We start from the raw sequence: 22,167 nt of genomic DNA, 5'->3' as shown, positions 1-22,167 counted from the left end.
ATGACCAAAGCCCTTGCCCTGATCCCTGCCGCGCTGCTGGCGCTTGGCGCCTGCTCCAACCCGGAAAAGACCGCGCGCCACCTGATCGACCCGCCCACGGCGGGGATTCAGGTGCCGAACCGGCTGGGCTCGGCGGTGTTGAAAGATGTGGTGCTGCCGCAATATGCCTCGGATCAAGAGGTCGCGTTCCAGACCGCCGATGGCGCCGTGCGGTCGAACCCGGACAATGTCTGGGCCGACAGCCCCAACCGGGCCTTCACCACGGTTCTTGCCCGCGCGATCACCGACGTGTCGGGCGCGACCGTGATCGGAGAGCCCTGGCCCCTGGCCGAACCCCCCCGCCGCGAGGTCGAGGTGCGCGTCGAACGTGCTCTGGCGCAGGCCAACGGCATCTATCGTCTGAGCGGTCGCTATTTCGTCGCCGATAGCGCGGGCGGTGGCGCGAACCATGCGCGCAGCTTCGACATCAGCGTGCCGATGGCCGCGCAGTCGCCCGCAGCGACGGCTGCCGCGCAAAGTCAGGCCATCGCGGTTCTGGCCCAGCAGATAGCCACCCTGTCCGGGCCGGGCAGCACCATCGCGACCAGCGCGCCCTCGGCCAGTGACCCGTTCGCGCTGCCGCCGCTGTTCTAGGCCAGCGCCTCCAGCAAGGCGCCATGCAGGCGGGGGCCGGCAACGATCAGCCCGTCCACCATCGCGCGCGGGCTGTTGAAGCGCATGGCGCCGCCGCGCCGGTCGCTGACGCGCGCGCCCGCGCGTTCCGCGATCAGCGCGCCTGCGGCAATGTCCCATTCCCAGGCCGCCCGCAGCGACAGGGCAGCGTCGAACCGCCCCTCGGCCGCAAGGCACAGCCGCCAGGCCAGCGAGGACCGGAATTCGCGCCGGAAGGGCGGCACGATGCCGGCGCGCCAGTTTTCGGCCTCGGTCACGGCGCGATAGGTCAGCACCCGCGCGCCGTCTATCCCGGCATTCGAAGGCCTCAGCGGCTGGCCGTTCAGCAGTGCGGGGCCGTCCTCGCGCGCGGTGTAGGTCAGGCCCTGCGCGGGCAGATGGACCACCGCCGCGACGATCCGTTCGCCGCGCGCCACAGCCAGCGAATGGGCGAAACCGTCCTGCCCGTCGATGAAGGCGCGGGTGCCGTCGATCGGGTCTATGATGAAGCAATGCTCGGCGTCCAGCCGCGCCGGGTCGGCCTCGGATTCCTCGGAAAGCCAGCCATAGCCGGGGCGCGCGCCCATCAGCCGGGCCGCAAGCGCGTCGTTCACGGCCAGATCGGCCTCGGTCACGGGGCCTGCGCCGTCGCCCTTGTCCCAGGCCTTGGGGTCTCGCCGCCAATAGCCAAGCGCGATCCGGCCCGCCTGTTCGGCGGCCTCGGCCAAAAGGGCCAGATCAGTCTCAGGCGCCGGCAAGCGTCATGCCCTCGACCAACAGGCTGGGAACCTCGACCCCGCGCCAGGGCAGCGCGTCATCGGCGGCGATCATGCCGCGCAGCATGTCGCGCAGATTGCCCGCGATGGTGCATTCGTTCACTGGATAGGCGATCTGACCGTTCTCGACCCAGAACCCCGCCGCCCCGCGCGAGTAATCGCCGGTCGTCGGGTTGATCGATGCGCCCAGCATCGAGGTCACGATCAGCCCGCGCCCCATCTGCGCGATCAGCGCCTGCTGGTCCCCCTGCCCCGGTGTCAGGATCACGTTGGAATGGCTGGGCGAGGGGGACGAGGCCAGGCCGCGCGCCGCCGATCCGGTGCTGGCCATGCCCAGCTTGCGCGCGGATGCCAGATCCAGCGTCCAGCCCTTCAGCACGCCGTTTTCAACGATGGCGCGGCGCTGCGTCGGCAGCCCCTCGGCATCGAAAGGCCGCGAGGAGGCATAGCGCGGACGCAGCGGGTCCTCGATCAGGTCCATGCCGTTGGGCAGGATCGCCTCGCCCAGATCGCGGCGCAGCCAGCTTGCGCCCCGCGCGATGGCGCTGCCGTTCACCGCCGACAGCAGATGCCCGATCAGCGATCCCGCGACCCGCACATCGTAGAGGATCGGAAAGGCGCCGGTGGGCGGCTTTTTCGCGCCTGCCCGCGCCAGCGTGCGTTCGGCGGCCAAGAGGCCGATATCCTCGGGTTGGGGAAGGTCGGCGGCGAAGGTGCGGGATTCGCCTGCATAGTCGCGCTCCATCCCCAGCCCCTCGCCGGTGATGGACACGACCGACAGAGCATGGCCGGTCCGCGCATAGCCGCCCGAAAACCCGTTCGAGGCCGCCAGCCACATCCGGCGGCGGCTGTAGCTGGAATTGGCGCTTTCGACCTGGCTTATGCCGCGAACCGCCAGTGCCGCGGCCTCGGCGCGCAGGGCCATGTCCTGCAATCCGGCGGGTTCGGGTTCGGGCGCGTTCTCGGCCAGTTCCAGCCCTTCGGCATCGCGGCGGGGTGACAGCTGGTCGGGATCGGCCAGACCGAGCGTGTCGTCCACCGGCGCCTCGCGCGCCATGGCGACGGCGCGTTCGGCCATCCGGGCGATCGCCTCGGCGCTGTGGTCCGAGGACGAGACCGCCGCCTGCCGCCCGCCGATCAGCACGCGCAGGCCGATTTCCAGCCCCTCGGCCCGTTCGGCCTGTTCCAGCGCCCCGGCCCGCACGTCGATGCTGACCGAACGGCCATCCACCGCCAGCGCATCGGCCTGATCGGCGCCGGCGCGTTGTGCGACCTCGATCAGGGTCTCGGCAAGGCGGCGAAGGCGGTCACGGTCGGGGGTCTGGATCGTCATGGTGGAGGCTCGGGTCCGGTTCTGGGGCGCGTTGACGAAAAAAGGCCGGGGTTGGTCGCCCCGGCCGGTCCGTTATCAGGGGATGCGGGTCATTTGACCTGCTGGCCGTTCGCAAAGATCGAGCCGTCCTGCCGGAACTCCATCTCGGTCCGCAGGCGGTCCTGGTCGCCATCGACCGGGCGGGCGAACATGGCCATCATCATCCGCGCCCCCATGACCTGATCCTGAGGGACGACGCCCATCGCGACCAGCGTATCCAGCAGCGTGTTCACGCCGTTGAAGTCGCCGGTCATGCGGCCCTCGGGCATGGTCGGGTCGTCTCCAAAGGTCAGCGCGCCGGTCACCTCGGCCGTGGCGCCGACGGCGGCGACCGCGATGCGGTTCACGTTCAGGCTGAGCGGCATCATGGGCGGCGTGTCGGCCATCTGCTGATCGGCGTCCATCAGATCGGCGGTCAGCATCAGCTTGCCGTCCACATCGATGTTCAGGCTGGCCGGGTCGCGGGGCATCTGCCCCTCGGGGTCGAACATCGCCCAGAGCGAATCGTCCAGCGTCATCTGGTCCAGTACATAGCGCAGCGCGAAGGGCTGCGGCTGGTCGCTGGCCAGAAGCGGCATCGCGACCCGAATGGCGGCCTCGGCGATGTCATAGGACATGGTCATGCCCATCGCAGGGTCCTCGGCCGAGACGGACATGCCGGTGCCGCCGCCGCCGATCTCCAGCCCTTCGGCCGAGAGCTTCACGTTGAATTCGCTGCTGGCCGAGGCGAAACTGCCGCTGCCCTGTTCGGGCTCTCCGAAGTCGTTGGTGCCGTCGCTGGCAAAGCTGCCGGTGATCGCGCCCGTGGTGAAGGCCACATCCGCCATCATCCCCGCGCGCAAGGCCGCCGAGGGATCGGCATCCATGCTGGTCCCGTCGCCGGGGGTGAAGCCGGTCCCGGTCATGTCCAGCGACTCGATCCGCAGGCGGGCCTCGACGTTCTGTGCCGGAACGTCAACGCCTTCAGGCTGGGCGGCGGCAAAGGTCAGGTCGGTGCTGTCGGCGGTGAAGCTGAAATCCTGTTCGTTGCCCCCCGTCTCGCGCAGGCGGATCGCCTGGCTGCCCTGCAATCCGGTCATGGTCAGGACCAGCGGCGTCTGGCCGTCCAGATCAATCGTGGTGCCGGTCAGTCGCAGTTCCGGCACGGTCGAGACATGGCGCATGTCCTCGACGCTGCCGCTGGACAGGGTCTGGTTGCCCGGCATCTGGAGGACCAGATCCATGCCGCCCTCTTCGCCCGACGGATCGGTGAAGCGGCCGGTCATGGTCATGTCGCCCTCGATGGTCGAGCGGACCTGACCGCCGCCCGCATCCTCGAAGATCATGCGGGGCATCGTCATGACAAAGCTGCCCTCGGCCTCGGGCGGGGCGCTGAGCGAGACGTTTTCAAGAACCAGACGGTCGGCGCTTTCGTCGCGGTCGCCGATTTCGACCAGCGTGCCGGAATCCGCAAGGCTGCGTTCGATATTGGCCCAGACATCGGCCGGGGTAAGATCGGCAAGGGCCGCGCCGGCCCCAAGGATCAGCGCAAGCGCCGATGTTGCAATGGGACGAAACATGGCTGATACCTTTCGAAAGACAAATTCGACATGATTTCTGGCACAGGCAGGGCCAAAGGGAAAGAGGCAGGGCATGATCGGCAGCACGCGTCTGGCCGGCGGCGAAATGACGCTGATCACCATTGACCGCCCCGGCAAGGCCAATGCCCTGACCGAAGAGATGCTGCGTGCCCTGATCGACGCCTTCGACCGGGCCGAGGCCGAGCGCGTCAAGGCCGTGATCCTGACCGGAACCGGCAAGGTCTTTTCCGCGGGCGCCGATCTGGATGCCGCGCGTGCGGGGCTGGCGCAGTCTGATGTCTGGGCGGCCCTGTCGGGGCGTGTGGCGACGATGCCCTGCCTGACCATCGCGGCGCTGAACGGCACGATGGCGGGCGGCTCTTTCGGGATGGGTCTGGCCTGCGACATCCGGCTGGCCGTCCCCGAAGCGCAGTTCTTCTATCCGGTCATGCGTCTGGGCTACCAGCCGCCACAAGGCGACCCCGAGCGGCTGGCGGCGCTGATCGGTCCGTCGCGGGCGCGCCTGATCCTGATGGGCGGCGCCCGGATCGCCAGCGACGAGGCGCTGTCATGGGGTCTGATCGACCGCATCCACGACCGCGAGGTCCTGCTGGCCGCCGCGCAGGACGTGGCGGCGGCCGCGCTGTCGGCCTCGGTCGATCATGTCGCGGCGCTCAAGGCACGACTGGCTCAGCTATAGGCGGCTTCCTTGCCGAAATGGCGGCAGAGCATGTAATAGACGACCGCGCGATACTTGTTGCGGTTCGAACTGCCATAGGCGTCCAGCACCTTGGCAATGGCGGCATCCAGATCGGGGCCGTCCGGCAGGCCCAGTTTCTTTTTCAGGTAGCTGTCGCGGATGCGCTCGACCTCGGCCTTGTCGCTGGCGGCGACGGTCTCGCCATCGGCGTTGTAGATCGACGGCCCGCAGCCGATCGTGACCTTGCGAAGAAGGTCCATGTCGGGGCTTTGGCCCAGCTTGTCCTGAATATCCTTGGCGTATTTCGCAATAAGATCATCACGCTTGCCCATTGGCGCACTCCTGCAAAGAAACACCGGGCTACGGTTGCGCAGGTCCGCCATTCAATCAAGAAAAAAGATGTCGCGACAACGAAGGCGCTCAGAAGCCAAGGCTGCTATAATACATCTCGGCCTCGCGGTCGGTCGAGTAGCCGACGCCCGACGCGATGATGCAGCTGGTATCGTCGGCGCGAGGTGCCACCACGCTCCAGGTGCCCAAGATGTCCGAGGCCCAAAGCTCGGTCCCTGCGGCGCCCGCCGTGACGATCACCTCCTCGGCGAAGTCATGGCGCAGGGTAAAGGCGATCTCGTCGTCGCTGGCGCAATAGGGCTGGTCCTGGGTGGCTTCGGCCGAGACGGGCATGTTCTCGACCAGACGCCGCAGGTCGGGGGCGGGGATGTCGGCCATGGCGGACCAGCTTTCGACCGGGCCTCCAGGGCTTGCCGTGGCGGCGGCGGGCAGGACCGACAGCAGCGCGACGCTGCCGGCCAGTCCGAGGCGGGCGATGCGGTTGGCGATGCGGTTCATGGTCTGGCCTTTCTGTTTCCGTTCGGTCAGGGTTGACAGCCGAAAAACGCAAGGGCCCGAAAGGCAGTTCCGGTGACGTAAGGTCAGTCACGCCCAGTTGCGGCACAGATGCAGGCGCGCGACCAGCCCCTGGGCATCGCGCAGAAACTCAAGCCGACCGCCATGCTGCGCCGCCACGGTCGAGACGATGGCAAGGCCCAGACCGACCCCGCTTGCGCCCTCGGCATTCTCGCCGCGCTGGAAGGCGCCGGTCAGCCGGGCAAGGTCCGTATCGGACAGCGCCGAGCCGCGATCGATCACGCTGATCCGGGCATCGTCGGCATCGGCCTCCAGCGTGACATCGGCGGAACGGCCGTATTTCAGCGCGTTGTCGATGAGGTTCGTCAGCGCCCGCCGGATCGAGGTCGGCTGCGCGCGCATCAGGATCGCCGGGTTCTCGACCAGGGGCCGGGTGATGGCGCGGGCGAACAGCGTGCCCGCCTGCGCGCTGCGCGGCGGCGCAAGGCGCAGCGTCACCGGCAGGCCGACATCCTGGTAATCGGCCACGACCGCCTCGACCAGCGAGGTCAGCGAGATCTGGCGGAACGGCTCGGCCCCGATCTCGGCGCGGGTATAGGTCAGCACGCCGTCGATCATGCTGGTCATCTCGTCGATGTCATGTTCCAGCCGGGCGCGCAGGGCCTCGTCCTCGATCAGGGCGCTGCGCAGGCGCAGGCGGGTGGCGGGCGTGCCCAGATCGTGGCTGACGCCCGACAGGACCAATGCGCGGTTTTCCAGCGCCGCGCGGTCCTGCGCGACATAGGCGTTCACGGCCTCGGCGGTCTGGCGCAGTTCCTCGACCCCGCCGACGGGCAGCGCCGCGTTGCGCGCCCGGTGATCGCGCAAGGCCGCGGCGAATGCGGTGAAGGCGCCCGACACCTCGGCCACCCAACCCAGCAAAGCGGCCAAGGCGCCGATCGCCACCGCCCCGGCCAAGAGGCGCCTGTCAGAGGGCGCCGCGTCACAGCCCCAAATCGCCGCGCCCTCGACCCTGACCCAGGGGCCAGAGCCGGATTGAAGGTAAAGCTGCGGCTGGCTGCAGAATTGCGCCAGCGTCCGCGTGACCGATGCCAGACCCGCCGCCTGCCCCGTTCCGCCAAGGCTTTCCACCCGCGAGACCGGATATTGAATGTCGGGCGAATGCACGCGGATCGACAGGCGCAGCCCCTGCGACAGGTCGGGCCGCCCGCCGCCGGTCAGCGCCAGCACGGTTTCGTGCCAGCCGGGCGCAAGGGGCGGCGGCTCGCGCAGCGGGGTCAGCGTCGTGCCCAGGGGCGTCGGGCCGCCATTCAGCAGGCTGTCATGCAGCGCCAGCCCGGTCACATAGGCGCGCGACAGGTGGTCGCGCCACGCGGCCTCGCTGGCGGACCAGAGCCAGGCCGCGCCCGCCCCGGCCAGCATCGCCAGCACCACCCAGAGGCTGGCCAGAACCCTGAGACTGGGGCGCCTAATCATCCTTGCGCGTCACCTCGGCGGCCAGCACATAGCCCAGCCCCCGTTCGGTGCGGATCAGCGCGGCATCGGTCTTTTGCCGCAGGCGTCCGACCAGCATGTCGATGGCGCGGCCCTCGGCGGCCTCGTCATCGTCCAGTGCGGCGGCGATTTCCTCGCGCGTCAGGGGGATCAGCGGATTGGCCAGAAAGACGCGCAGCAAGGCGGTCTCGCGCGCGGACAGCGTGACCTGCCAGCCGCCCGGCGCCGTCACCTCGTCGCGGCGGGCGTCATAGCGCCAGCCGCCGAAGCGCAGCACGCTGTCGCGGCGGCGGTGGATCAGGCTGGGCGCCCTGCCCGCCCGGCGCAGAACCGCCCGGATGCGTGCCAGCAGCAGGTCGGGGTTGAAGGGCTTGGCGATGTAATCATCAGCGCCGACCTCGTATCCGGCCATGCGCTGATGATCGGCCGACAAGGCGCTGACCATGATGATCGGCACGTCCTGCGCGGCACGGATCTCGGCGCACAGGGCGACGCCGTCATCCTCGCCCAGGGACACGTCCAGCAGGATCAGATCGACGCGCCCCGATTTCAGCGCCGCCAGCGCGCCCGCGCGGCTGTCGGCCAGCGTGACATGCAGGCCCTGACGTTGCAGATAGGCCGCCAGCATGGCAGCCATGTCGGCATCATCCTCGACCAGCAGCAGACGGTGCAGGCTCATGCGGTTCCCCCTCGGCGGATCGTCATAGCAGGGTCGTGGCGGGTTTCGTAACAGTTTGTAACGAAGTGTCTTGAAATCTGCCCGGTGCATGGCCGCCATGCATTGCGCGAATGCCCGGCTGTTTGGCATCTTCCGCATCAGGCAGGGCCAAGGTCCCTGCGCTGAAAGATCTGGGAGGATCCATGAAGCTGAAAACCGTTCTGGCGGCCTCGACCGCCGTGATGATGGCTGGCCCGGTGCTGGCCAATCCGCAGGCCGAAGTGCTGCATTGGTGGACCTCGGGCGGCGAGGCCCGCTCGGTCGCCGTCCTGCAGGAGCAGTTCGCCGCCGAGGGTGGCACCTGGACCGACATGCCCGTGGCGGGTGGTGGCGGCGACGCAGCGATGACCGCGCTGCGCGCCCGCGTCCTGTCGGGCAATGCGCCCACCGCCGTGCAGCTGAAGGGCCCCGCGATCCAGGAATGGTACGAGGAAACCGGTCTGGCCGATATCGGCGCCGTCGCCGATGAAAACGGCTGGGCCGATGTCCTGCCCGCCCAGATCGCCGAGCACATGAAGTGCGAGGGCGAATGGTGCGCCGCGCCGGTGAACGTCCACCGCGTCAACTGGATCTGGGGCAACAAGCAGATCCTGGACGAGCATGGCATCGAGATGCCGACCACCTGGGACGAATTCAACGCCGCCGCCGAAAAGCTGGCCGCCGCCGGTGTGACGCCGCTGGCCCATGGTGGTCAGGCTTGGCAGGACGCGACCGTTTTCGAGACCGTCGTTCTGGGTCTGGGCGGACCGGAATTCTTCCAGCAGGCGCTGGTCGATCTGGACCCCGAGGCGCTGACCTCGGACACGATGAAGCAGGTCTTTGACCAGATGCGCGTGATCCGCGGCCATGTCGATCCGAACTTCTCGGGCCGCGACTGGAACCTGGCCACCGCCATGGTGATGAACGGCGAGGCCGCCTTCCAGATCATGGGCGACTGGGCCAAGGGCGAGTTCCTGGCGGCCGGGAAAGAGCCGGGCACCGATTTCGTCTGCGCGCAGACGCCGGGCAACGGTTTCCTCTACAACGTGGACAGCTTCGCCTTCTTCAACGTGGACGGCGACGACAAGCAGCAGGGGCAGGCCCTTCTGGCGCAACTGATCATGGGCGAGGACTTCCAGAAGACCTTCAACCTGAACAAGGGCTCGATCCCGGCGCGCACCGACGTGGCCCTGGACGAGTTCGACAGCTGCGCCGTCGCCTCGGCCGAGGCGATGAATGCGGGCGCCGAGGACGGTTCGCTGCTGCCCAGCTACGCCCACGGAATGGCCCTGCGCGGTGCGCAGGCCGGTGCGATCACCGATGTCGTGACCGCGCATTTCAACAGCGACATGTCGTCCGAGGACGCCGTGCAGCAACTGGCCGACGCCGTCGCCAACGCGATGTAATCCCGGCCCGACTGCCCCGCGCCATGCCGAACGGCCCTTGGCGCGGGGCTTTTTCTTTGGGGATGCCTGACATGGAATGGCTTGAACGCAACGTGCCCAAGCTGGTCTTGGCGCCGTCCTTCGTGGCGATCCTGGTCTTCGTCTACGGCTTCATCGCCTGGACCGCCTGGATCAGCTTTACCCGCTCGCGGCTGATGCCGCGCTACGAACTGGACGGCTTCATCCAGTATGAACGCCTTTTCGCCGCGCCGCGCTGGGACGTGGCGATGAACAACCTGTTCATATTCGGCGGTCTTTTCATCGTGATCTCGATGGTCATCGGCCTCGCGCTGGCGATCTTTCTGGACCAGAAGATCCGGGCCGAGGGCGTCTTGCGGACGATCTACCTCTATCCGATGGCGCTGTCGCTGATCGTGACCGGTACCGCGTGGAAATGGATCCTCAACCCCGGACTGGGCGTGCAGGAGATGGTGCGCGGCTGGGGGTTCGAGAACTTCACCTTTGACTGGCTGATCCGCCCCGAGATGGCGATCTACACGATCGTGCTGGCCGCCGTCTGGCAGGCCTCGGGCTTCGTGATGGCGCTGTTCCTGGCCGGGCTGCGGTCGGTCGATACGGAAATCATCCGCGCGGCCCAGGTGGACGGCATCCCGACCCACCGCATCTATTCCGCGATCATCATCCCGACCATGGCGCCGATCTTCCTGTCGGCCTTCATCGTGCTGGCGCATCTGGCGATCAAGGCCTTCGACCTGGTCATCGCCCTGACCGGAGGCGGCCCCGGCTACGCCACCGACCTGCCCGCGACCTATATGTATGCGATGGCCTTCTCGCGCGGCGATCTGGGTCAGGCGGCGTCCAGCGCGATGATCATGATGATGGTCATCTTCGCCATCGTCGTTCCCTATCTCTACAGCGAATTGAGGCCGCGCCGTGACCAGTAACACCGTCTTGCGTTGGGGCCTTTACGGCATCCTGTTCCTGTTCGCGGCCTTCTACCTGATGCCGCTGTTCGTGATGCTGACCACCTCGCTGAAAAGCCTGGAGGAAATCCGCACCGGCAGCCTGCTGGCCCTGCCGCGCGAGATCACCTTTGCCCCCTGGGCCGAGGCCTGGTCCACCGCCTGTGCGGGCACCAAATGCGAGGGGCTGCGGCCCTTCTTCTGGAACAGCGTGCTGATGGCCGTGCCCGCCGTCATGATTTCCACCGTGGTGGGTGCGCTGAACGGCTATGTCTTTGCCCAGTGGCGGTTCCGGGGCGCGAACCTGTTCTTTGCCGCGATCCTGTTCGGCTGCTTCATCCCCTTCCAGGTCGTGCTGCTGCCGATGGCGCAGATGCTGGGCCTGATGGGGATCGCGGGGACGATCCCGGGGCTGATCTTCGTGCATGTCATCTACGGGATCGGCTTCACCACGCTGTTCTTCCGCAACTACTACGTCACCATTCCGCAGGAACTGGTCCGCGCGGCCAAGGTCGATGGCGCGGGGTTCTTCCGCATCTTCTGGTCGATCTTCCTGCCGATCTCGCTGCCGATCATCACCGTCTCGGTCATCTGGCAGTTCACCCAGATCTGGAACGACTTCCTCTTTGGCGTGTCGTTCAGCGGGCCGGGCAGCCAGCCCGTCACCGTGGCGCTGAACAACATCGTCAACTCCACCACCGGCGTCAAAGCCTACAACGTGGACATGGCCGCCGCGATCATCGCCGCGCTGCCCACGCTTCTGGTCTATGTCGTCGCCGGCAAATACTTCATCCGCGGCCTGACCGCCGGCAGCGTCAAGGGATAAGCCATGCCCATTCTCGAAATCGACCACCTGCAGAAAGCCTATGGCGACACCCACATTCTGCACGACATCAACATCGCGATCGAACCGGGCGATTTTCTGGTTCTGGTCGGCCCGTCGGGCTGCGGCAAGTCCACGCTGCTGAACTGCATCGCGGGGCTTGAGCCGATCACCGGCGGCACGATCCGCATCGCCGACCGCGACGTGACGGGCGTCAGCCCCAAGGACCGCGACATCGCCATGGTGTTCCAGTCATACGCGCTTTATCCGACCATGTCGGTTGCCAAGAACATCACCTTTGGCATGAAGGTGCGCGGCGTCGACAAGGCCACGCAGGACAAGAAGCTGGCCGAGGTCGCGCGCCAGTTGCAGATCGAGCCGCTGCTGAACCGCAAGCCCGGCCAGCTGTCGGGCGGCCAGCGTCAGCGTGTCGCGATGGGTCGGGCGCTGGTGCGCGATCCGGCGCTGTTCCTCTTCGACGAGCCTTTGTCGAACCTTGACGCCAAGCTGCGCGTGTCCATGCGCACCGAGATCAAGAAGCTGCATCAGGACCTGAACGCGTCGATCGTCTACGTCACCCATGACCAGATCGAGGCGATGACGCTGGCCACCAAGATCGTCGTGATGAAGGGCGGCGTGATCCAGCAGATCGGCACACCGGCCGAGATCTACAACAAGCCCGCCAACATGTTCGTGGCCGATTTCATGGGCAGCCCGGCGATGAACCTGATCCCGGCCCGCGCGCGCGCCGAGGGCGGGCAGACAAGGATCGAGATCGACCGCCCCGGCGATGCGCCTCTGGTCATCACCGACCCCGTGGCCCGCGACCTGCCCGCCGAGATCGTTCTGGGCGTCCGCCCCGAGGACATTCACGAGGCGACGGGCAATGCGCACCTGCCCGGCACGGCGCAAGGGGCGGGCGGCGATGTCCTGATCGAGATCGTCGAACCGGCCGGTGCCGACACTTTCGCGGTCACGCATCTGGGCGGCAAGCCGGTCACGGCGCGGCTGCGCGCGGAAAGTGCGGTTCAGGCACGCAAGCCGTTTCCGCTGGCATTCGACCTCTCGAAAGTGTCGTATTTCTCGCCTAAGGATGGCCAGAGGCTGAACTGAAAGGGACCGGCGATGGCGATGCTTCTGGGCGATGTGGGCGGCACCAATGCCCGTCTGGCGATTGCGCGCAACGGCGTGATCGACCAGACGACGGTGACGCGCTTCAAGGGTGACGACTTCGCCAGCTTTGACGATGTCGTGCGCCGATTCATGGCGCAGCAGCACCAGCCCAACATCTCGTCGCTTTGCATCGCCGTCGCCGGGCCGGTCAGCGGGGGTCGCGCCTCGCTGACGAACCGCGACTGGTCCTTTGACGAACAGAACCTGGCGCGGCTAACCGATGCCGACCATGTGCGGCTGATCAACGATCTGACCGCGCTTGGCTATGCGACCCCCGCGCTGAAGGGCGAGGGCCTGTCGGTCCTGCGCCCCGCCGCTGAGGATCGCGCCCGCAACGGTCAGGCGCTGGTCGTGGGGCTGGGCACGGGCTTCAACGTCTGCGCGGTCCGCGTGCTGCCCGGTGGCGCGATCACCGCGCTCGAGGCCGAAGAGGGTCACACCCACCTGCCCGCCAACATCATGGCCCGCCTGATCGACCGCGTGGGCGCGGATGCGGCGCAGGGTTTCTTTTCCACCGAAGAGACATTCGCGGGCCGCGGCCTGTCGCGCCTGCATGCCGCGATGACCGGAACCGATCCCGTCCGCAGCGAGGAGATCGCCGCCGCCGCCGAGGCGGGCGACGCAGCCGCGAACGAGACCTATGACTTCTTCGCCGAGCTGGTCGGGCTTTTGTGCCGCGAACTGGCCCTGCGCTTCATGCCGCTGGAGGGGCTGTTCCTTGCCGGCAGCGTCGGGCGCAGCATCGCGGGGCGGATGGACCGCTTCACTCCGGCCTTCCTGTCCGAGGCTCATATGCGCCACATCCCCGAGAACGCGCCGGTTTTCCTGATCCGCGACGACATGGCGGCGCTGCATGGCTGTCTGGCGGCGCTGAGCCAACCGGGCTGACGCAACGCAAACGTTAAGCGACAAGCCGCCTTTTCGCCGTTGAATTGCTGGATTTCATGGGCTGATCCTGCTTCAATCGTCCTCAAGAACAAAGGACGGGCAGGGCGATGCGGCGATTTCTGGGAACGGTGCTGGCGGTCTCGACCGCGCTTGCGGGCGCGGGCCTTTTGGCGGGCGATGCGCGGGCGCAATCCTCATGGCCCTTTTCCGGCCTGTTCGGCGGCGACGAGGAAGGCCCCGTCGCGCTTGAGATCACCGTGGCAGGCGGCGATGCCGGGCTGGAACGCGCGTTTCGCAATACCTCACTGATTTCGGCGGCTCTGGCCGAAGATCGCATTTCGGGTCAGGATATCCTTGCGGCGGCGCGCGCGGATTACGCGCGCATCCTGGGCGTCCTTTACGACGAGGGCTATTACGCGGGCAATATCAGCATCACCGTGGACGGGATCGAGGCCGCCGAAGTGACGCCTCTGGACGCGCCCGATCTGGTGCGCCGCGCGGTGATCGCGGTCGATCCCGGCCCGCGCTTCCGTTTTTCGCGCGCCCAGATCGCGCCGGTCGCGCCGGGCAGTGCCATCCCCGACGGCTATGCGGCGGCCGAGGTCGCAGGCACCGGCACGATCCGCCGCGCCGCCGTCGCGGGCGTGGATGGCTGGCGCAATGCGGGCCACGCCAAGGCCGACATCGCCGGGCAGGAGATCACCGCCGAACATGACAGCGCCACGGTGGACAGCCGCATCGCGCTGGAGCCCGGCCCCGCCGTGCGCTTTGGCCAGATGCGCGTCAGCGGCAACCAGCGCCTGAACGAACGCCGCCTGCGCAAGATCGCCGGTTTTCCCGAGGGCGAACGCTTCGACCCCGAGGATCTGGACACCGTCCGCAGCCGCCTGCGCCGCACCGGCGTCTTTTCCTCGATCACCCTGACCGAGGCCGACGACCTGCGGCAGGGCGAGATCCTCGACGTGGACCTGACGGTGATCGAACAGCGCCCCCGCCGCGTCGGCGCGGGGTTCGAGGTGTCGAACACCGAGGGTGTGCAGGTCTCGGCCTACTGGATGCACCGCAACCTGTTGGGCGGGGGCGAAAGGCTCAGGATCGACGGGCGGGTCAAGGATATCGGCTCGACCACCAGCGACCGCGACGACCAGCTGACCCTGCGGATCGACCGGCCCGCGACGATCACCGCCGACACGACCGGCTATGTCGAAACCGATTTCGCCCGCATGCGCGAAGAGGATTACAGCGAGGACAGCGCCAGCCTGTCGCTTGGCTTCAGCCATATCTTCAACGACCGCCTGACCGCCGACATCGCCGGGCAATACCGCATCAGCCGCGTCTTCGACGCCAATGGCCGCACGGATTTCCGCGTTCTGGCCCTGCCCTCGGGCGTGGTCTGGGACCGCCGGGACGAACCGAACAACGCCAAAAGCGGCACATGGCTCAGCGCCGAGATCATGCCGTTCTACGGCTTCGACGAGACGGATTCGGGCCTGCGCGCGCTTGGCGAGGGGCGGGCCTATGTCTCGTTCGGGGAAAACGACCGCTTCACGCTGGCCACGCGCGGACGGCTGGGCACGATCCTGGGCAGCGACATCCGCCGCACCCCGCGCGGCTTCCTGTTCTATTCCGGCGGCGGCGGTTCGGTCCGGGGACAGCCTTATCAAAGCCTTGGCGCCGATGTCATCACCACCCGCATGGCCGGCGAGAATATCCGCACCGGCGGCATGAGCCTGGCCAACGCCACGGCCGAGCTGCGCTTTCAGCTGCGCGAGCGGATCGGCGTGGTGGCTTTTGCCGATTACGGGCGCGTCTGGTCGGAAGGCAGCTTCGACGGGATCGACCGCGACCATGCGGGCGCGGGGATCGGCCTGCGCTACGACACGCCCATCGGGCCGCTGCGTTTCGACGTGGCCGGACCCGTCGCGGGCGATACGGGCAGCGGCGTGCAACTTTACCTTGGACTTGGGCAGGCTTTTTGATGCGGCGCTTCTGGATACTGGTCTTCGCCCTGTTCTTCCCCCTCGCCGTTCTGGCGCAGAGCGCGGCCGAGATCGAGGATGATCGCGGTTTTCTGACCGGGCTTCTGGAACGCAGCCTGTCGGGCGCCGGACGGACCGTCGTGATCGAGGGATTCGAGGGCGCCCTGTCATCCCGCGCGACCTTCTCCGAGATGCGGATCGCCGACGAGGACGGCGTCTGGCTGACCCTCCGCGACGGGGCGATCCAGTGGAACCGCAGCGCCCTGTTGCGGCGCCGGATCGAGATCGCCGAACTGACCGCGCGCGAGATCCTTCTGCCCCGCCTGCCCGCTGGCGAGGAAAGCGCCGTTCAGGCCGAGGTCCCGGTCTTTGCCCTGCCCGAACTGCCCGTGGCCCTGACCATCGAACAGATCCGCGCCGAACGCGTCGCCCTGGGCGAGCCGGTGATCGGGGTCGAGGCCGCCTTGCGGATCGACGGCGCCATGAGCCTTGACGGCGGCGAGGGCGAGACGCAGCTGAACGTCACCCGGCTGGACGGGGTGCGCGGCGAATTCGTGCTGGACACCGCCTTTTCCAACGAGACCCGTGTCCTGCGCCTGAACCTTGCGCTGGACGAGGCCGCGGACGGGCTGCTGGCGAACCTGATCGACCTTTACGAACGCCCCGCCCTGACCGCGCAGATCAGCGGCGAAGGCCCCTTGTCGGATTTCGCCGCCGATATCCGGCTGGCCACGAACGGCCAGCCCCGGATCACCGGCCGGATCAGCGCGAATGAACGCCCCGACGAGGCGGGCACCCCCGGAACCGCCTTCTCGGTGCAGATCGGCGGCGATGTCGCGGCGCTTCTGCGTCCCGAGGATCGGGTCTTTTTCGGGCGCGACACGCGTCTGCTGGCCGAGGGCTGGCGCGCCGAGACGGGCCGGATCGAATTGCCGCAGCTGAGCCTGCAGACCGAGGCGCTGAGCCTGACCGGCTCGCTTTCCACGAACGACCGGAACGCGCCGCAGCATGCCGAATTGCAGATCCTGCTGGGCCGCGACGCGGGTGCGCCGGTCCTGCCGGTTCCCCTGCCCTTTGCCGATGCCGGAACGACGGTCGATTCCGGGCGGCTGCAACTGTCCTATGACGCGGCCGAGGGCGAGGGCTGGACCCTGACGGGCCGGGTCGGGCAGGTGGACCGGGGCGATCTGATGATCGGCCAGCTTCTGCTGGATGGCGGCGGAGAGATCGTCCTGGATGACGGCGCCCTGGTCGAGGTCACGGGCGGCCTGTCCTTCGGCGCGGCGGGGCTGGTCTTTGCCGATGCCGGACTGGCCGAAGCGGTGGGCGATGATGTGCGGGGCCGGGCGCGGTTCAACTTCACGCCGGGCAACGTGCTGGACATCCATGACGTGCGGCTGGACGGCGCCGATTTCGGCGTGAACGGCGATTTTCTGGTCGCCGGTCTGGCCAGCGGGATCACCCTGTCCGTCGATGTGACCGCGCGCCATCAGGACCTGTCGCGCCTGTCGCTGCTGGCGGACCGCGACCTGACCGGCAGCGCCGAAGCTGCGCTGAACGGCTATTACATCGTGCTGAACCGCGCCTTTGACCTGGATGCGCGGATCACCGCGACCGATCTGACGCTGGACCAGCCGCAGCTTGACCGCCTGCTGGGCGGCGGCTCGGACATCGTGGTCGAGATCCGGCGCGACGAGACCGGGATCGAGGTCGAGGAACTCAGCCTGACCGCCGCGCGCATCACCGCGGACGCGACGGGGCGGATCGACAGCCTGTCCAGCGATCTTGTCGCGCAGATCTCGATGCCCTCGCTGGCCGAGGCCGATCCCGACTACGGCGGCAGCCTGATGGCCGAGGCACGGCTGAACGGCCCGAGCGGCCAGCGCCGCCTGACCGTCTCGGGCGAGACGATGGACCTGCGCATCGGCATCGATGCGGTGGACCGGGCGCTGGCGGGCATGACGAACCTGACGCTGATCGTGGGCCAGACGCCGGACGGCTACCAGCTGGACAGCTTCCGCTTCGCCAACCCGCAGATCACCGCCTCGGGCGAGGGGGTCTTTGCCGCGGGCGCACTGGACGCGACCGCCGATATCGCGCTGCCCAGCCTGTCTGCGCTGGACCCCCGCTGGAGCGGCGCGCTGAATGCCCGCGCCCGCCTGACCGAGGAGGACGGCCGCCGCATCATCGATCTGACCGGCGAAGGCACCGACCTGTCGCTTGGACAGGGCAATGTGGACGGCGCCTTGACCGGACGCACCGACCTGCGCGTTCTGGCCGATCAGGCCGAGGGCGTCGTGACCCTGCGCGATGTCCGCATCACGAATGACCAGCTGCGCGCCACGGCGACGGGGCAGTTCGGCGAGGGGGTCACGGATCTGGCCGCTGATCTGCAGGTCGATACGCTGGCGCCCTTTGGCCCCGGCTGGCGCGGATCGCTTGCCGCCACGGGCACGTTCCGCGAGGCGGGCGACGGCATCCGGCGGCTCAGCCTGCAGGGCACCGGCCGCGATCTGGCGCTTGGACAGGCGCAGGTCGATGGCGCGCTGGCCGGCGAGACGCAGCTGACGCTGGAGGCGACCGAGGCTGACGGCATCCTGTCGCTGCAGACCGCGCAGATCAGCAATCCCCGGCTTCAGGTCGATGCGACGGGGCAGGTGGGCGACGGCGCGACCGATCTGGCCGCGACCATCGCGGCGGGCGACCTGCGCTTTCTGGGCAACGGCATCGCGGGCGCGCTGCAGGCCCAGGCGCGGGTGCTGGATCAGGGCGGCCAGCGTCTGATCACCGCCAACGGCAATGCCAGCGGCCTGCGCGTCGGACAGCCGCGCGTCGATCCGGTTCTGGCGGGGCAGACGGTCTTTGACCTTGCCGCCACGCAGGATGCGGCGGGCCTCAGCCTGCAACGGTTGCAGGTCCGCAACCCGCAGGTGACCGTCGAGGCCAGCGGAGACCCGGCCTCGGGGCTGCAACTGGACGGGCGGCTGGCCAATCTGGGGCTGATCGTGCCGGAATTTCCCGGCCCCGCCACCCTCGGCGGCACCTTGCGAGAGGACGGCGCCAATCTGGTCATGGACCTGAACGCCACCGCGCCGGGCGGCGTGGATCTGCGGATCGCGGGCGCTGCGGCGCGCAACGGACAATCGGTTGATCTGGCGATCACCGGCCGGGCGGATTCCGCGCTGGCCAATACCGAATTGCGGACCCGCAGCCTGTCCGGGCCTCTGGCGGTCAACCTGCGCCTTGCCGGGCCGCTGGCGCTGCAATCGCTGTCGGGAACCGTGTCGCTGGCCGACGGGCAATTGTCCGATCCGGGGCTGGGCGTCCGGCTTGAGGGGATCAACCTGACCGCCGCCTTTCAGAACGGGCAGATCCGGGTCGATGGCGGCGGCGGCTTTGCTGCGGGTGGCAGCATCGCCGTATCGGGCCCGATCGACCTGCAGGGCGGGTCTCTGGATCTGGCGGTCAACCTGAACGAGGCGGTGCTGCGCGATCCGAACCTCTACGAGACGCGGCTGAATGGGCAGATCCGCATCTCGGGCAGTCTTGCGGCGGGGCCGCTGGTCTCGGGGCGGATCATCCTCGACGGGACCGAGATCCGCATCCCCTCAACCGGGCTTGGCGGCGCGCGGGGCATCCCGGACATCCGCCATGTCGGCAATCAGCGTCCCCCGGTGCGCGCCACCCGCGCCCGTGCGGGGCTGGAGGGCTATCCCAGCCCGGCGGCCGCGGCGGCGGGGCTGGCGGGGCCGCCCTCGGTCCCGGTCCGCAATCCGCCGCGTCTGGATCTGGTGATCGAGGCGCCGAACCGCGTTTTCGTGCGCGGGCGCGGGGTCGATGCCGAACTGGGCGGCGGCTTTCAGGTGTTGGGCACGTCGCGCAATGTCGTGCCGGTCGGCAATCTGGAACTGATCCGGGGCCGCGTCGATCTGCTGGGCAACCGCTTCAACCTGACCGAGGGCCTGATCGAGTTGCAGGGCAGCATGATCCCCGTGATCCGCCTTGTGGCCGAGACGCAGCGCGACGGCATCACCACCCGCATTGTGATCGACGGAGAGCTGCGCGAACCCGATATCCGGTTCGAATCCTCGCCCGAGCTGCCCGAGGAAGAGGTGCTGTCACAGCTTCTGTTTGGGCGGGGCCTCGACACGATCACGCCCCTTCAGGCGGCGCAGCTGGCCAATGCGGTCGCGGTGCTGGCCGGACGCGGCGGTGCGGGGATCATCGGCAATCTGCGCGACAGCGCAGGGCTGGACGATCTGGACCTGACCACCGATGCCGACGGCAATGTCGAATTGCGCGCGGGCCGCTACCTGACCGAGAACGTCTATACGGATGTCTCGGTTGGCGAAGGCGGACGCAGCACGATCAACCTGAACCTCGACATCACGCAAAGCCTGCGGGCGCGCGGTTCGGTCGGCAGCGACGGCAGCAGTTCCCTGGGCGTGTTCTTCGAGCGCGATTACTGATCGCGATAGGGCGCGACCAACTCGCCCAGATCCACCCGCGCGCGCAACCGCGCCAGCAGCAGGTAAAGCCCGCCGAACTTGCGGTGCAGGAACAGGATCTCGGGCGGGGGCATCTCGGCCCGGTCGCGGCGTTGGGTGATCTCCATCACCATTGCCGCGATACGCTGCGGGATGTCGGTCCCGGCCAGATCGAACAGGCCCTGACGCCGCAGGGGGCCGAAGGCCAGCTCCATCATGTCCAGAAGCAGCGCCTTGTGCGCGGGCTCGGTATCCTCGCGGAAATAGCCGATGGCGATGGCGGCCTCGTCGATGGCCTTACGGTCGTCCTGCAAGGCGGCGCTGAGCAGGCGGCGATATTGCGGGCCGACATGGTCCGAGAAACTGCGCGTCGCCCCGAAATCCAGCAGCACCACCCGGCGGCTGTCCGGCTGCCAGCGGTAATTGGCGAAATTCGGATCGGTCTGCATCAGGTTGAAGCTGAACAATTCCTCAAGCACCAGCCGCGCAAGCGCCGCGGCGGCGCGGTCGCGCACGGGTTGATCCTCGTCGATCAGGGCCTCGATGGGGCGGCTTTCGATGAAGTCCATCGCCAGAACGTCGCTGCGGGTGAATTCCGGGTCGGGCGCGGGCAGCAGGAATTCGGGCCGACCGGCCAGCGCCTCGCGGTAGCGCAGCATCTGGCGGGCCTCGTGTTCGTAATCGGCCTCGGCCTTCAGCTGGATGCGGGCCTCGTCCAGCAGGGGCGGCAGGTCGATCCCCTTGGGCAGCAGGCCCGGCATCCGCAGCAACAGCGCAAGGTTGTCGATATCGCTGTCGATGCTGTCGCGGACACCCGGATATTGCACCTTGATCGCCAGATCGCGCCCGTCATTCGTCTGCGCGCGATGCACCTGACCGATCGAGGCCGAGGCGATGGGCCGCGTCTGGAACCGCTGAAAGCGCGGCAGCCAGCCCTCGCCCCAGGCACGGTCAAGCTGGACCCGCAACTGGCGCGGCGGCATCGGATCGGCATCGGCGCGCAGGCGCGACAGGATCTGCGTCAGCTCGGGCGGCAGGAAATCGCCCGCATCCATCGACAGAAGCTGCCCCATCTTCATCGCCGCGCCGCGCATCCGCGACAGCTGGTCGGCCAGCCGCATCGCATTGGCGGGGGTCATCAGCAGATCCTGCGCGCGCGGCCTTTCGCCCTGCGCCAGACGCGCCACCCCCGAGGCCAGCGCCCTGCCCCCGATCCCACCCGCCAGCGCGCCCATCCTCAGGGCGCGCGACAACCGTCCCGAAGGCACCGCGCGGCCGATATAGTCGTCGTCGCCGCTCATGCGCGGGCCAGCAGGTCTTGGGCGATGGCCTCGCCGCTGTGCCAGCCGTCCTCGGCGCGCGGGCCAAGGCACCAGTCGCCGCCGACCCAAAGCCTGCCCTCGGTCAGAAAGGGCCGCCCAAGCGGTTGATCGACCTGCGAATAAAGCCAGCGATGGGCGGCGGCGTGCAGCAGGTGGCCGGGCTGGGCGCCAAGCGTTTCCAGCAGCATCGGCGCCAGCATCGCGGCCAGTTCGTCAAAGGCGACGTTGATATGGGCGGCGCTGAAATCCGGGTCGGATTGGACGATCCAGCCGGTGCCCTGCGCCGCGTCTCGGCCGGGCTTGGCGCTGTCCTGCGCAATCCAGGCCAGCGCGCCCTTGTCCTTGCGCGTGACAAAGGGCCGGGGCGCGTCGGCGGCCAGCACGGCCATCAGCGTGATCGAGGGCAGCATCGCCACCCCATCCAGCGATGGGGCAAAGGCGTGGTCCGCGCCCAGCAGCGCGCGGGCCTGCGCGGGCGGGATCGTCACGACCAGATGCCGCGCCGACAGAACCTTGTCGCCCAGCATCACGCGCCAGCCGGTCTGATCCGGTGCGATCGCGGTCACTTGCGCGGATTGGCGGACGGCCAGCCCCAGGCCCAGATGGCGGACCAGACCGGACATGCCGGGCTGGCCGACCTGCACGACCCCATCGGGCAGCTGCCACGGCGCGGCATGGTCCCCGGCCTCGGCCAGAAGGGCGGCGAAACCCACCGAGCGGGGGCGCAGATATTGCGCGCCGTGATCCAGGATCATCCCGTCGGGCAGCCGCCGCGTCGCCATGCGCCCGCCGATGCCGCGGCCCTTGTCCAGCACCAGAACGCCGCGCCCCGCCTGCGCCAGGCGGCGCGCGCAGGAAATGCCCGTGATGCCCGCGCCGATGACGATGACATCGGTGACGCTGTTGCCTTGATCCATGCTGCCTTCCTTGCGCTGGCTGTCGCGGCACAGTCAGCACAGGGGCAGGCGCGAAAGACAAGGCGATGTTTTGTCCCGCCCCCCGCTGCGCGCT

General features: G+C 68.3%; 18 protein-coding genes. 9 read left to right on the top strand and 9 right to left on the bottom strand.

Annotated elements, in window-relative coordinates:
* Window positions 1-633: a PqiC family protein gene (locus ACTZWU_RS01125; RefSeq protein ID WP_444735511.1), complete on the top strand. Its 633-nt coding sequence runs from the start codon at window positions 1-3 to the stop codon at window positions 631-633.
* Here the strand turns inward: ACTZWU_RS01125 and ACTZWU_RS01120 are convergent.
* From ACTZWU_RS01120 to ACTZWU_RS01110, 3 genes are all read right to left on the bottom strand, one after another.
* The gene (locus ACTZWU_RS01120) at window positions 630-1,409 is read right to left on the bottom strand and encodes an inositol monophosphatase family protein (protein WP_444735510.1); all 780 of its coding nucleotides are present in this window, start codon (window positions 1,407-1,409) and stop codon (window positions 630-632) included. The two genes, ACTZWU_RS01125 and ACTZWU_RS01120, sit on opposite strands and share 4 nt — an antisense overlap.
* Complete coding sequence (locus ACTZWU_RS01115) at window positions 1,396-2,760, bottom strand: TldD/PmbA family protein (protein WP_444735509.1); 1,365 nt, start codon at window positions 2,758-2,760, stop codon at window positions 1,396-1,398. The genes ACTZWU_RS01120 and ACTZWU_RS01115 overlap by 14 nt, the downstream gene beginning before the upstream one ends.
* An 89-nt stretch (window positions 2,761-2,849) precedes the next feature.
* Window positions 2,850-4,358 (bottom strand): DUF2125 domain-containing protein, encoded by a 1,509-nt coding sequence (locus tag ACTZWU_RS01110; RefSeq protein WP_444735508.1) that lies wholly within the window; start codon window positions 4,356-4,358, stop codon window positions 2,850-2,852.
* Window positions 4,359-4,431: 73 nt separating this feature from the next.
* Between ACTZWU_RS01110 and ACTZWU_RS01105 the strand changes: the two genes are divergently transcribed.
* Window positions 4,432-5,058, top strand: a complete 627-nt coding sequence (locus ACTZWU_RS01105; protein ID WP_444735507.1) for an enoyl-CoA hydratase/isomerase family protein — start codon at window positions 4,432-4,434, stop codon at window positions 5,056-5,058.
* On the opposite strand, the gene ACTZWU_RS01100 is transcribed toward ACTZWU_RS01105, so the two are convergent.
* From ACTZWU_RS01100 to ACTZWU_RS01085, 4 genes are all read right to left on the bottom strand, one after another.
* Window positions 5,049-5,390 carry a DUF2853 family protein gene (locus ACTZWU_RS01100; protein WP_444735506.1) on the bottom strand — a complete coding sequence of 114 codons (342 nt, stop codon included), beginning with the start codon at window positions 5,388-5,390 and terminating at the stop codon, window positions 5,049-5,051. The two genes, ACTZWU_RS01105 and ACTZWU_RS01100, sit on opposite strands and share 10 nt — an antisense overlap.
* Window positions 5,391-5,478: 88 nt before the next feature.
* Entirely contained in the window at window positions 5,479-5,907 is a 429-nt protein-coding gene (locus ACTZWU_RS01095) for a hypothetical protein (protein ID WP_444735505.1), read from the bottom strand.
* 87 nt (window positions 5,908-5,994) lie between these two features.
* On the bottom strand, window positions 5,995-7,401 hold the full coding sequence (locus ACTZWU_RS01090) for a sensor histidine kinase (protein WP_444735504.1): 1,407 nt from the start codon (window positions 7,399-7,401) through the stop codon (window positions 5,995-5,997).
* Window positions 7,394-8,098, bottom strand: coding sequence for a response regulator transcription factor (locus ACTZWU_RS01085; RefSeq protein ID WP_444735503.1), 705 nt, complete (start codon window positions 8,096-8,098; stop codon window positions 7,394-7,396). Before ACTZWU_RS01085 ends, ACTZWU_RS01090 begins: the two co-directional genes overlap by 8 nt.
* 182 nt (window positions 8,099-8,280) lie before the next feature.
* Here ACTZWU_RS01085 and ACTZWU_RS01080 point away from each other — a divergent pair, with 182 nt between their 5' ends.
* From ACTZWU_RS01080 to ACTZWU_RS01050, 7 genes are all read left to right on the top strand, one after another.
* Window positions 8,281-9,522 (top strand): ABC transporter substrate-binding protein, encoded by a 1,242-nt coding sequence (locus tag ACTZWU_RS01080; RefSeq protein WP_444735502.1) that lies wholly within the window; start codon window positions 8,281-8,283, stop codon window positions 9,520-9,522.
* Window positions 9,523-9,593: 71 nt separating this feature from the next.
* Window positions 9,594-10,466 carry a carbohydrate ABC transporter permease gene (locus ACTZWU_RS01075; protein ID WP_444735501.1) on the top strand — a complete coding sequence of 291 codons (873 nt, stop codon included), beginning with the start codon at window positions 9,594-9,596 and terminating at the stop codon, window positions 10,464-10,466.
* Complete coding sequence (locus tag ACTZWU_RS01070; RefSeq protein WP_444735500.1) at window positions 10,456-11,310, top strand: carbohydrate ABC transporter permease; 855 nt, start codon at window positions 10,456-10,458, stop codon at window positions 11,308-11,310. The genes ACTZWU_RS01075 and ACTZWU_RS01070 overlap by 11 nt, the downstream gene beginning before the upstream one ends.
* 3 nt (window positions 11,311-11,313) lie before the next feature.
* Window positions 11,314-12,420: an ABC transporter ATP-binding protein gene (locus tag ACTZWU_RS01065; RefSeq protein WP_444735499.1), complete on the top strand. Its 1,107-nt coding sequence runs from the start codon at window positions 11,314-11,316 to the stop codon at window positions 12,418-12,420.
* Window positions 12,421-12,432: 12 nt separating this feature from the next.
* Window positions 12,433-13,368 carry a glucokinase gene (locus tag ACTZWU_RS01060; RefSeq protein ID WP_444735498.1) on the top strand — a complete coding sequence of 312 codons (936 nt, stop codon included), beginning with the start codon at window positions 12,433-12,435 and terminating at the stop codon, window positions 13,366-13,368.
* 107 nt (window positions 13,369-13,475) lie between these two features.
* Window positions 13,476-15,347: an autotransporter assembly complex protein TamA gene (locus ACTZWU_RS01055; RefSeq protein WP_444735497.1), complete on the top strand. Its 1,872-nt coding sequence runs from the start codon at window positions 13,476-13,478 to the stop codon at window positions 15,345-15,347.
* Window positions 15,347-19,816 carry a translocation/assembly module TamB domain-containing protein gene (locus ACTZWU_RS01050; protein ID WP_444735496.1) on the top strand — a complete coding sequence of 1,490 codons (4,470 nt, stop codon included), beginning with the start codon at window positions 15,347-15,349 and terminating at the stop codon, window positions 19,814-19,816. Before ACTZWU_RS01055 ends, ACTZWU_RS01050 begins: the two co-directional genes overlap by 1 nt.
* On the opposite strand, the gene ACTZWU_RS01045 is transcribed toward ACTZWU_RS01050, so the two are convergent.
* Both ACTZWU_RS01045 and ACTZWU_RS01040 read right to left on the bottom strand, forming a co-directional pair.
* Window positions 19,810-21,135 carry an ABC1 kinase family protein gene (locus tag ACTZWU_RS01045; RefSeq protein ID WP_444735495.1) on the bottom strand — a complete coding sequence of 442 codons (1,326 nt, stop codon included), beginning with the start codon at window positions 21,133-21,135 and terminating at the stop codon, window positions 19,810-19,812. The genes ACTZWU_RS01050 and ACTZWU_RS01045 overlap by 7 nt on opposite strands.
* Complete coding sequence (locus tag ACTZWU_RS01040) at window positions 21,132-22,073, bottom strand: NAD(P)/FAD-dependent oxidoreductase (protein WP_444735494.1); 942 nt, start codon at window positions 22,071-22,073, stop codon at window positions 21,132-21,134. Before ACTZWU_RS01040 ends, ACTZWU_RS01045 begins: the two co-directional genes overlap by 4 nt.
* Window positions 22,074-22,167 lie beyond the last annotated feature (94 nt).

This window comes from Paracoccus sp. NSM (assembly GCF_052379855.1).
Lineage (GTDB): Bacteria > Pseudomonadota > Alphaproteobacteria > Rhodobacterales > Rhodobacteraceae > Paracoccus.
This window is presented reverse-complemented; position numbering and strand designations above follow the sequence as displayed.

What these genes read in the sequence shown, in the direction of transcription:
- ACTZWU_RS01125 (WP_444735511.1), top strand. Translation starts at nt 1, where the DNA reads ATGACCAAAGCCCTTGCCCTGATCCCTGCCGCGCTGCTGGCGCTTGGC.
- ACTZWU_RS01115 (WP_444735509.1), bottom strand. Translation starts at nt 2,760, where the DNA reads ATGACGATCCAGACCCCCGACCGTGACCGCCTTCGCCGCCTTGCCGAG.
- ACTZWU_RS01110 (WP_444735508.1), bottom strand. Translation starts at nt 4,358, where the DNA reads ATGTTTCGTCCCATTGCAACATCGGCGCTTGCGCTGATCCTTGGGGCC.
- ACTZWU_RS01105 (WP_444735507.1), top strand. Translation starts at nt 4,432, where the DNA reads ATGATCGGCAGCACGCGTCTGGCCGGCGGCGAAATGACGCTGATCACC.
- ACTZWU_RS01100 (WP_444735506.1), bottom strand. Translation starts at nt 5,390, where the DNA reads ATGGGCAAGCGTGATGATCTTATTGCGAAATACGCCAAGGATATTCAG.
- ACTZWU_RS01095 (WP_444735505.1), bottom strand. Translation starts at nt 5,907, where the DNA reads ATGAACCGCATCGCCAACCGCATCGCCCGCCTCGGACTGGCCGGCAGC.
- ACTZWU_RS01090 (WP_444735504.1), bottom strand. Translation starts at nt 7,401, where the DNA reads ATGATTAGGCGCCCCAGTCTCAGGGTTCTGGCCAGCCTCTGGGTGGTG.
- ACTZWU_RS01085 (WP_444735503.1), bottom strand. Translation starts at nt 8,098, where the DNA reads ATGAGCCTGCACCGTCTGCTGCTGGTCGAGGATGATGCCGACATGGCT.
- ACTZWU_RS01080 (WP_444735502.1), top strand. Translation starts at nt 8,281, where the DNA reads ATGAAGCTGAAAACCGTTCTGGCGGCCTCGACCGCCGTGATGATGGCT.
- ACTZWU_RS01075 (WP_444735501.1), top strand. Translation starts at nt 9,594, where the DNA reads ATGGAATGGCTTGAACGCAACGTGCCCAAGCTGGTCTTGGCGCCGTCC.
- ACTZWU_RS01065 (WP_444735499.1), top strand. Translation starts at nt 11,314, where the DNA reads ATGCCCATTCTCGAAATCGACCACCTGCAGAAAGCCTATGGCGACACC.
- ACTZWU_RS01060 (WP_444735498.1), top strand. Translation starts at nt 12,433, where the DNA reads ATGGCGATGCTTCTGGGCGATGTGGGCGGCACCAATGCCCGTCTGGCG.
- ACTZWU_RS01055 (WP_444735497.1), top strand. Translation starts at nt 13,476, where the DNA reads ATGCGGCGATTTCTGGGAACGGTGCTGGCGGTCTCGACCGCGCTTGCG.
- ACTZWU_RS01050 (WP_444735496.1), top strand. Translation starts at nt 15,347, where the DNA reads ATGCGGCGCTTCTGGATACTGGTCTTCGCCCTGTTCTTCCCCCTCGCC.
- ACTZWU_RS01045 (WP_444735495.1), bottom strand. Translation starts at nt 21,135, where the DNA reads ATGAGCGGCGACGACGACTATATCGGCCGCGCGGTGCCTTCGGGACGG.
- ACTZWU_RS01040 (WP_444735494.1), bottom strand. Translation starts at nt 22,073, where the DNA reads ATGGATCAAGGCAACAGCGTCACCGATGTCATCGTCATCGGCGCGGGC.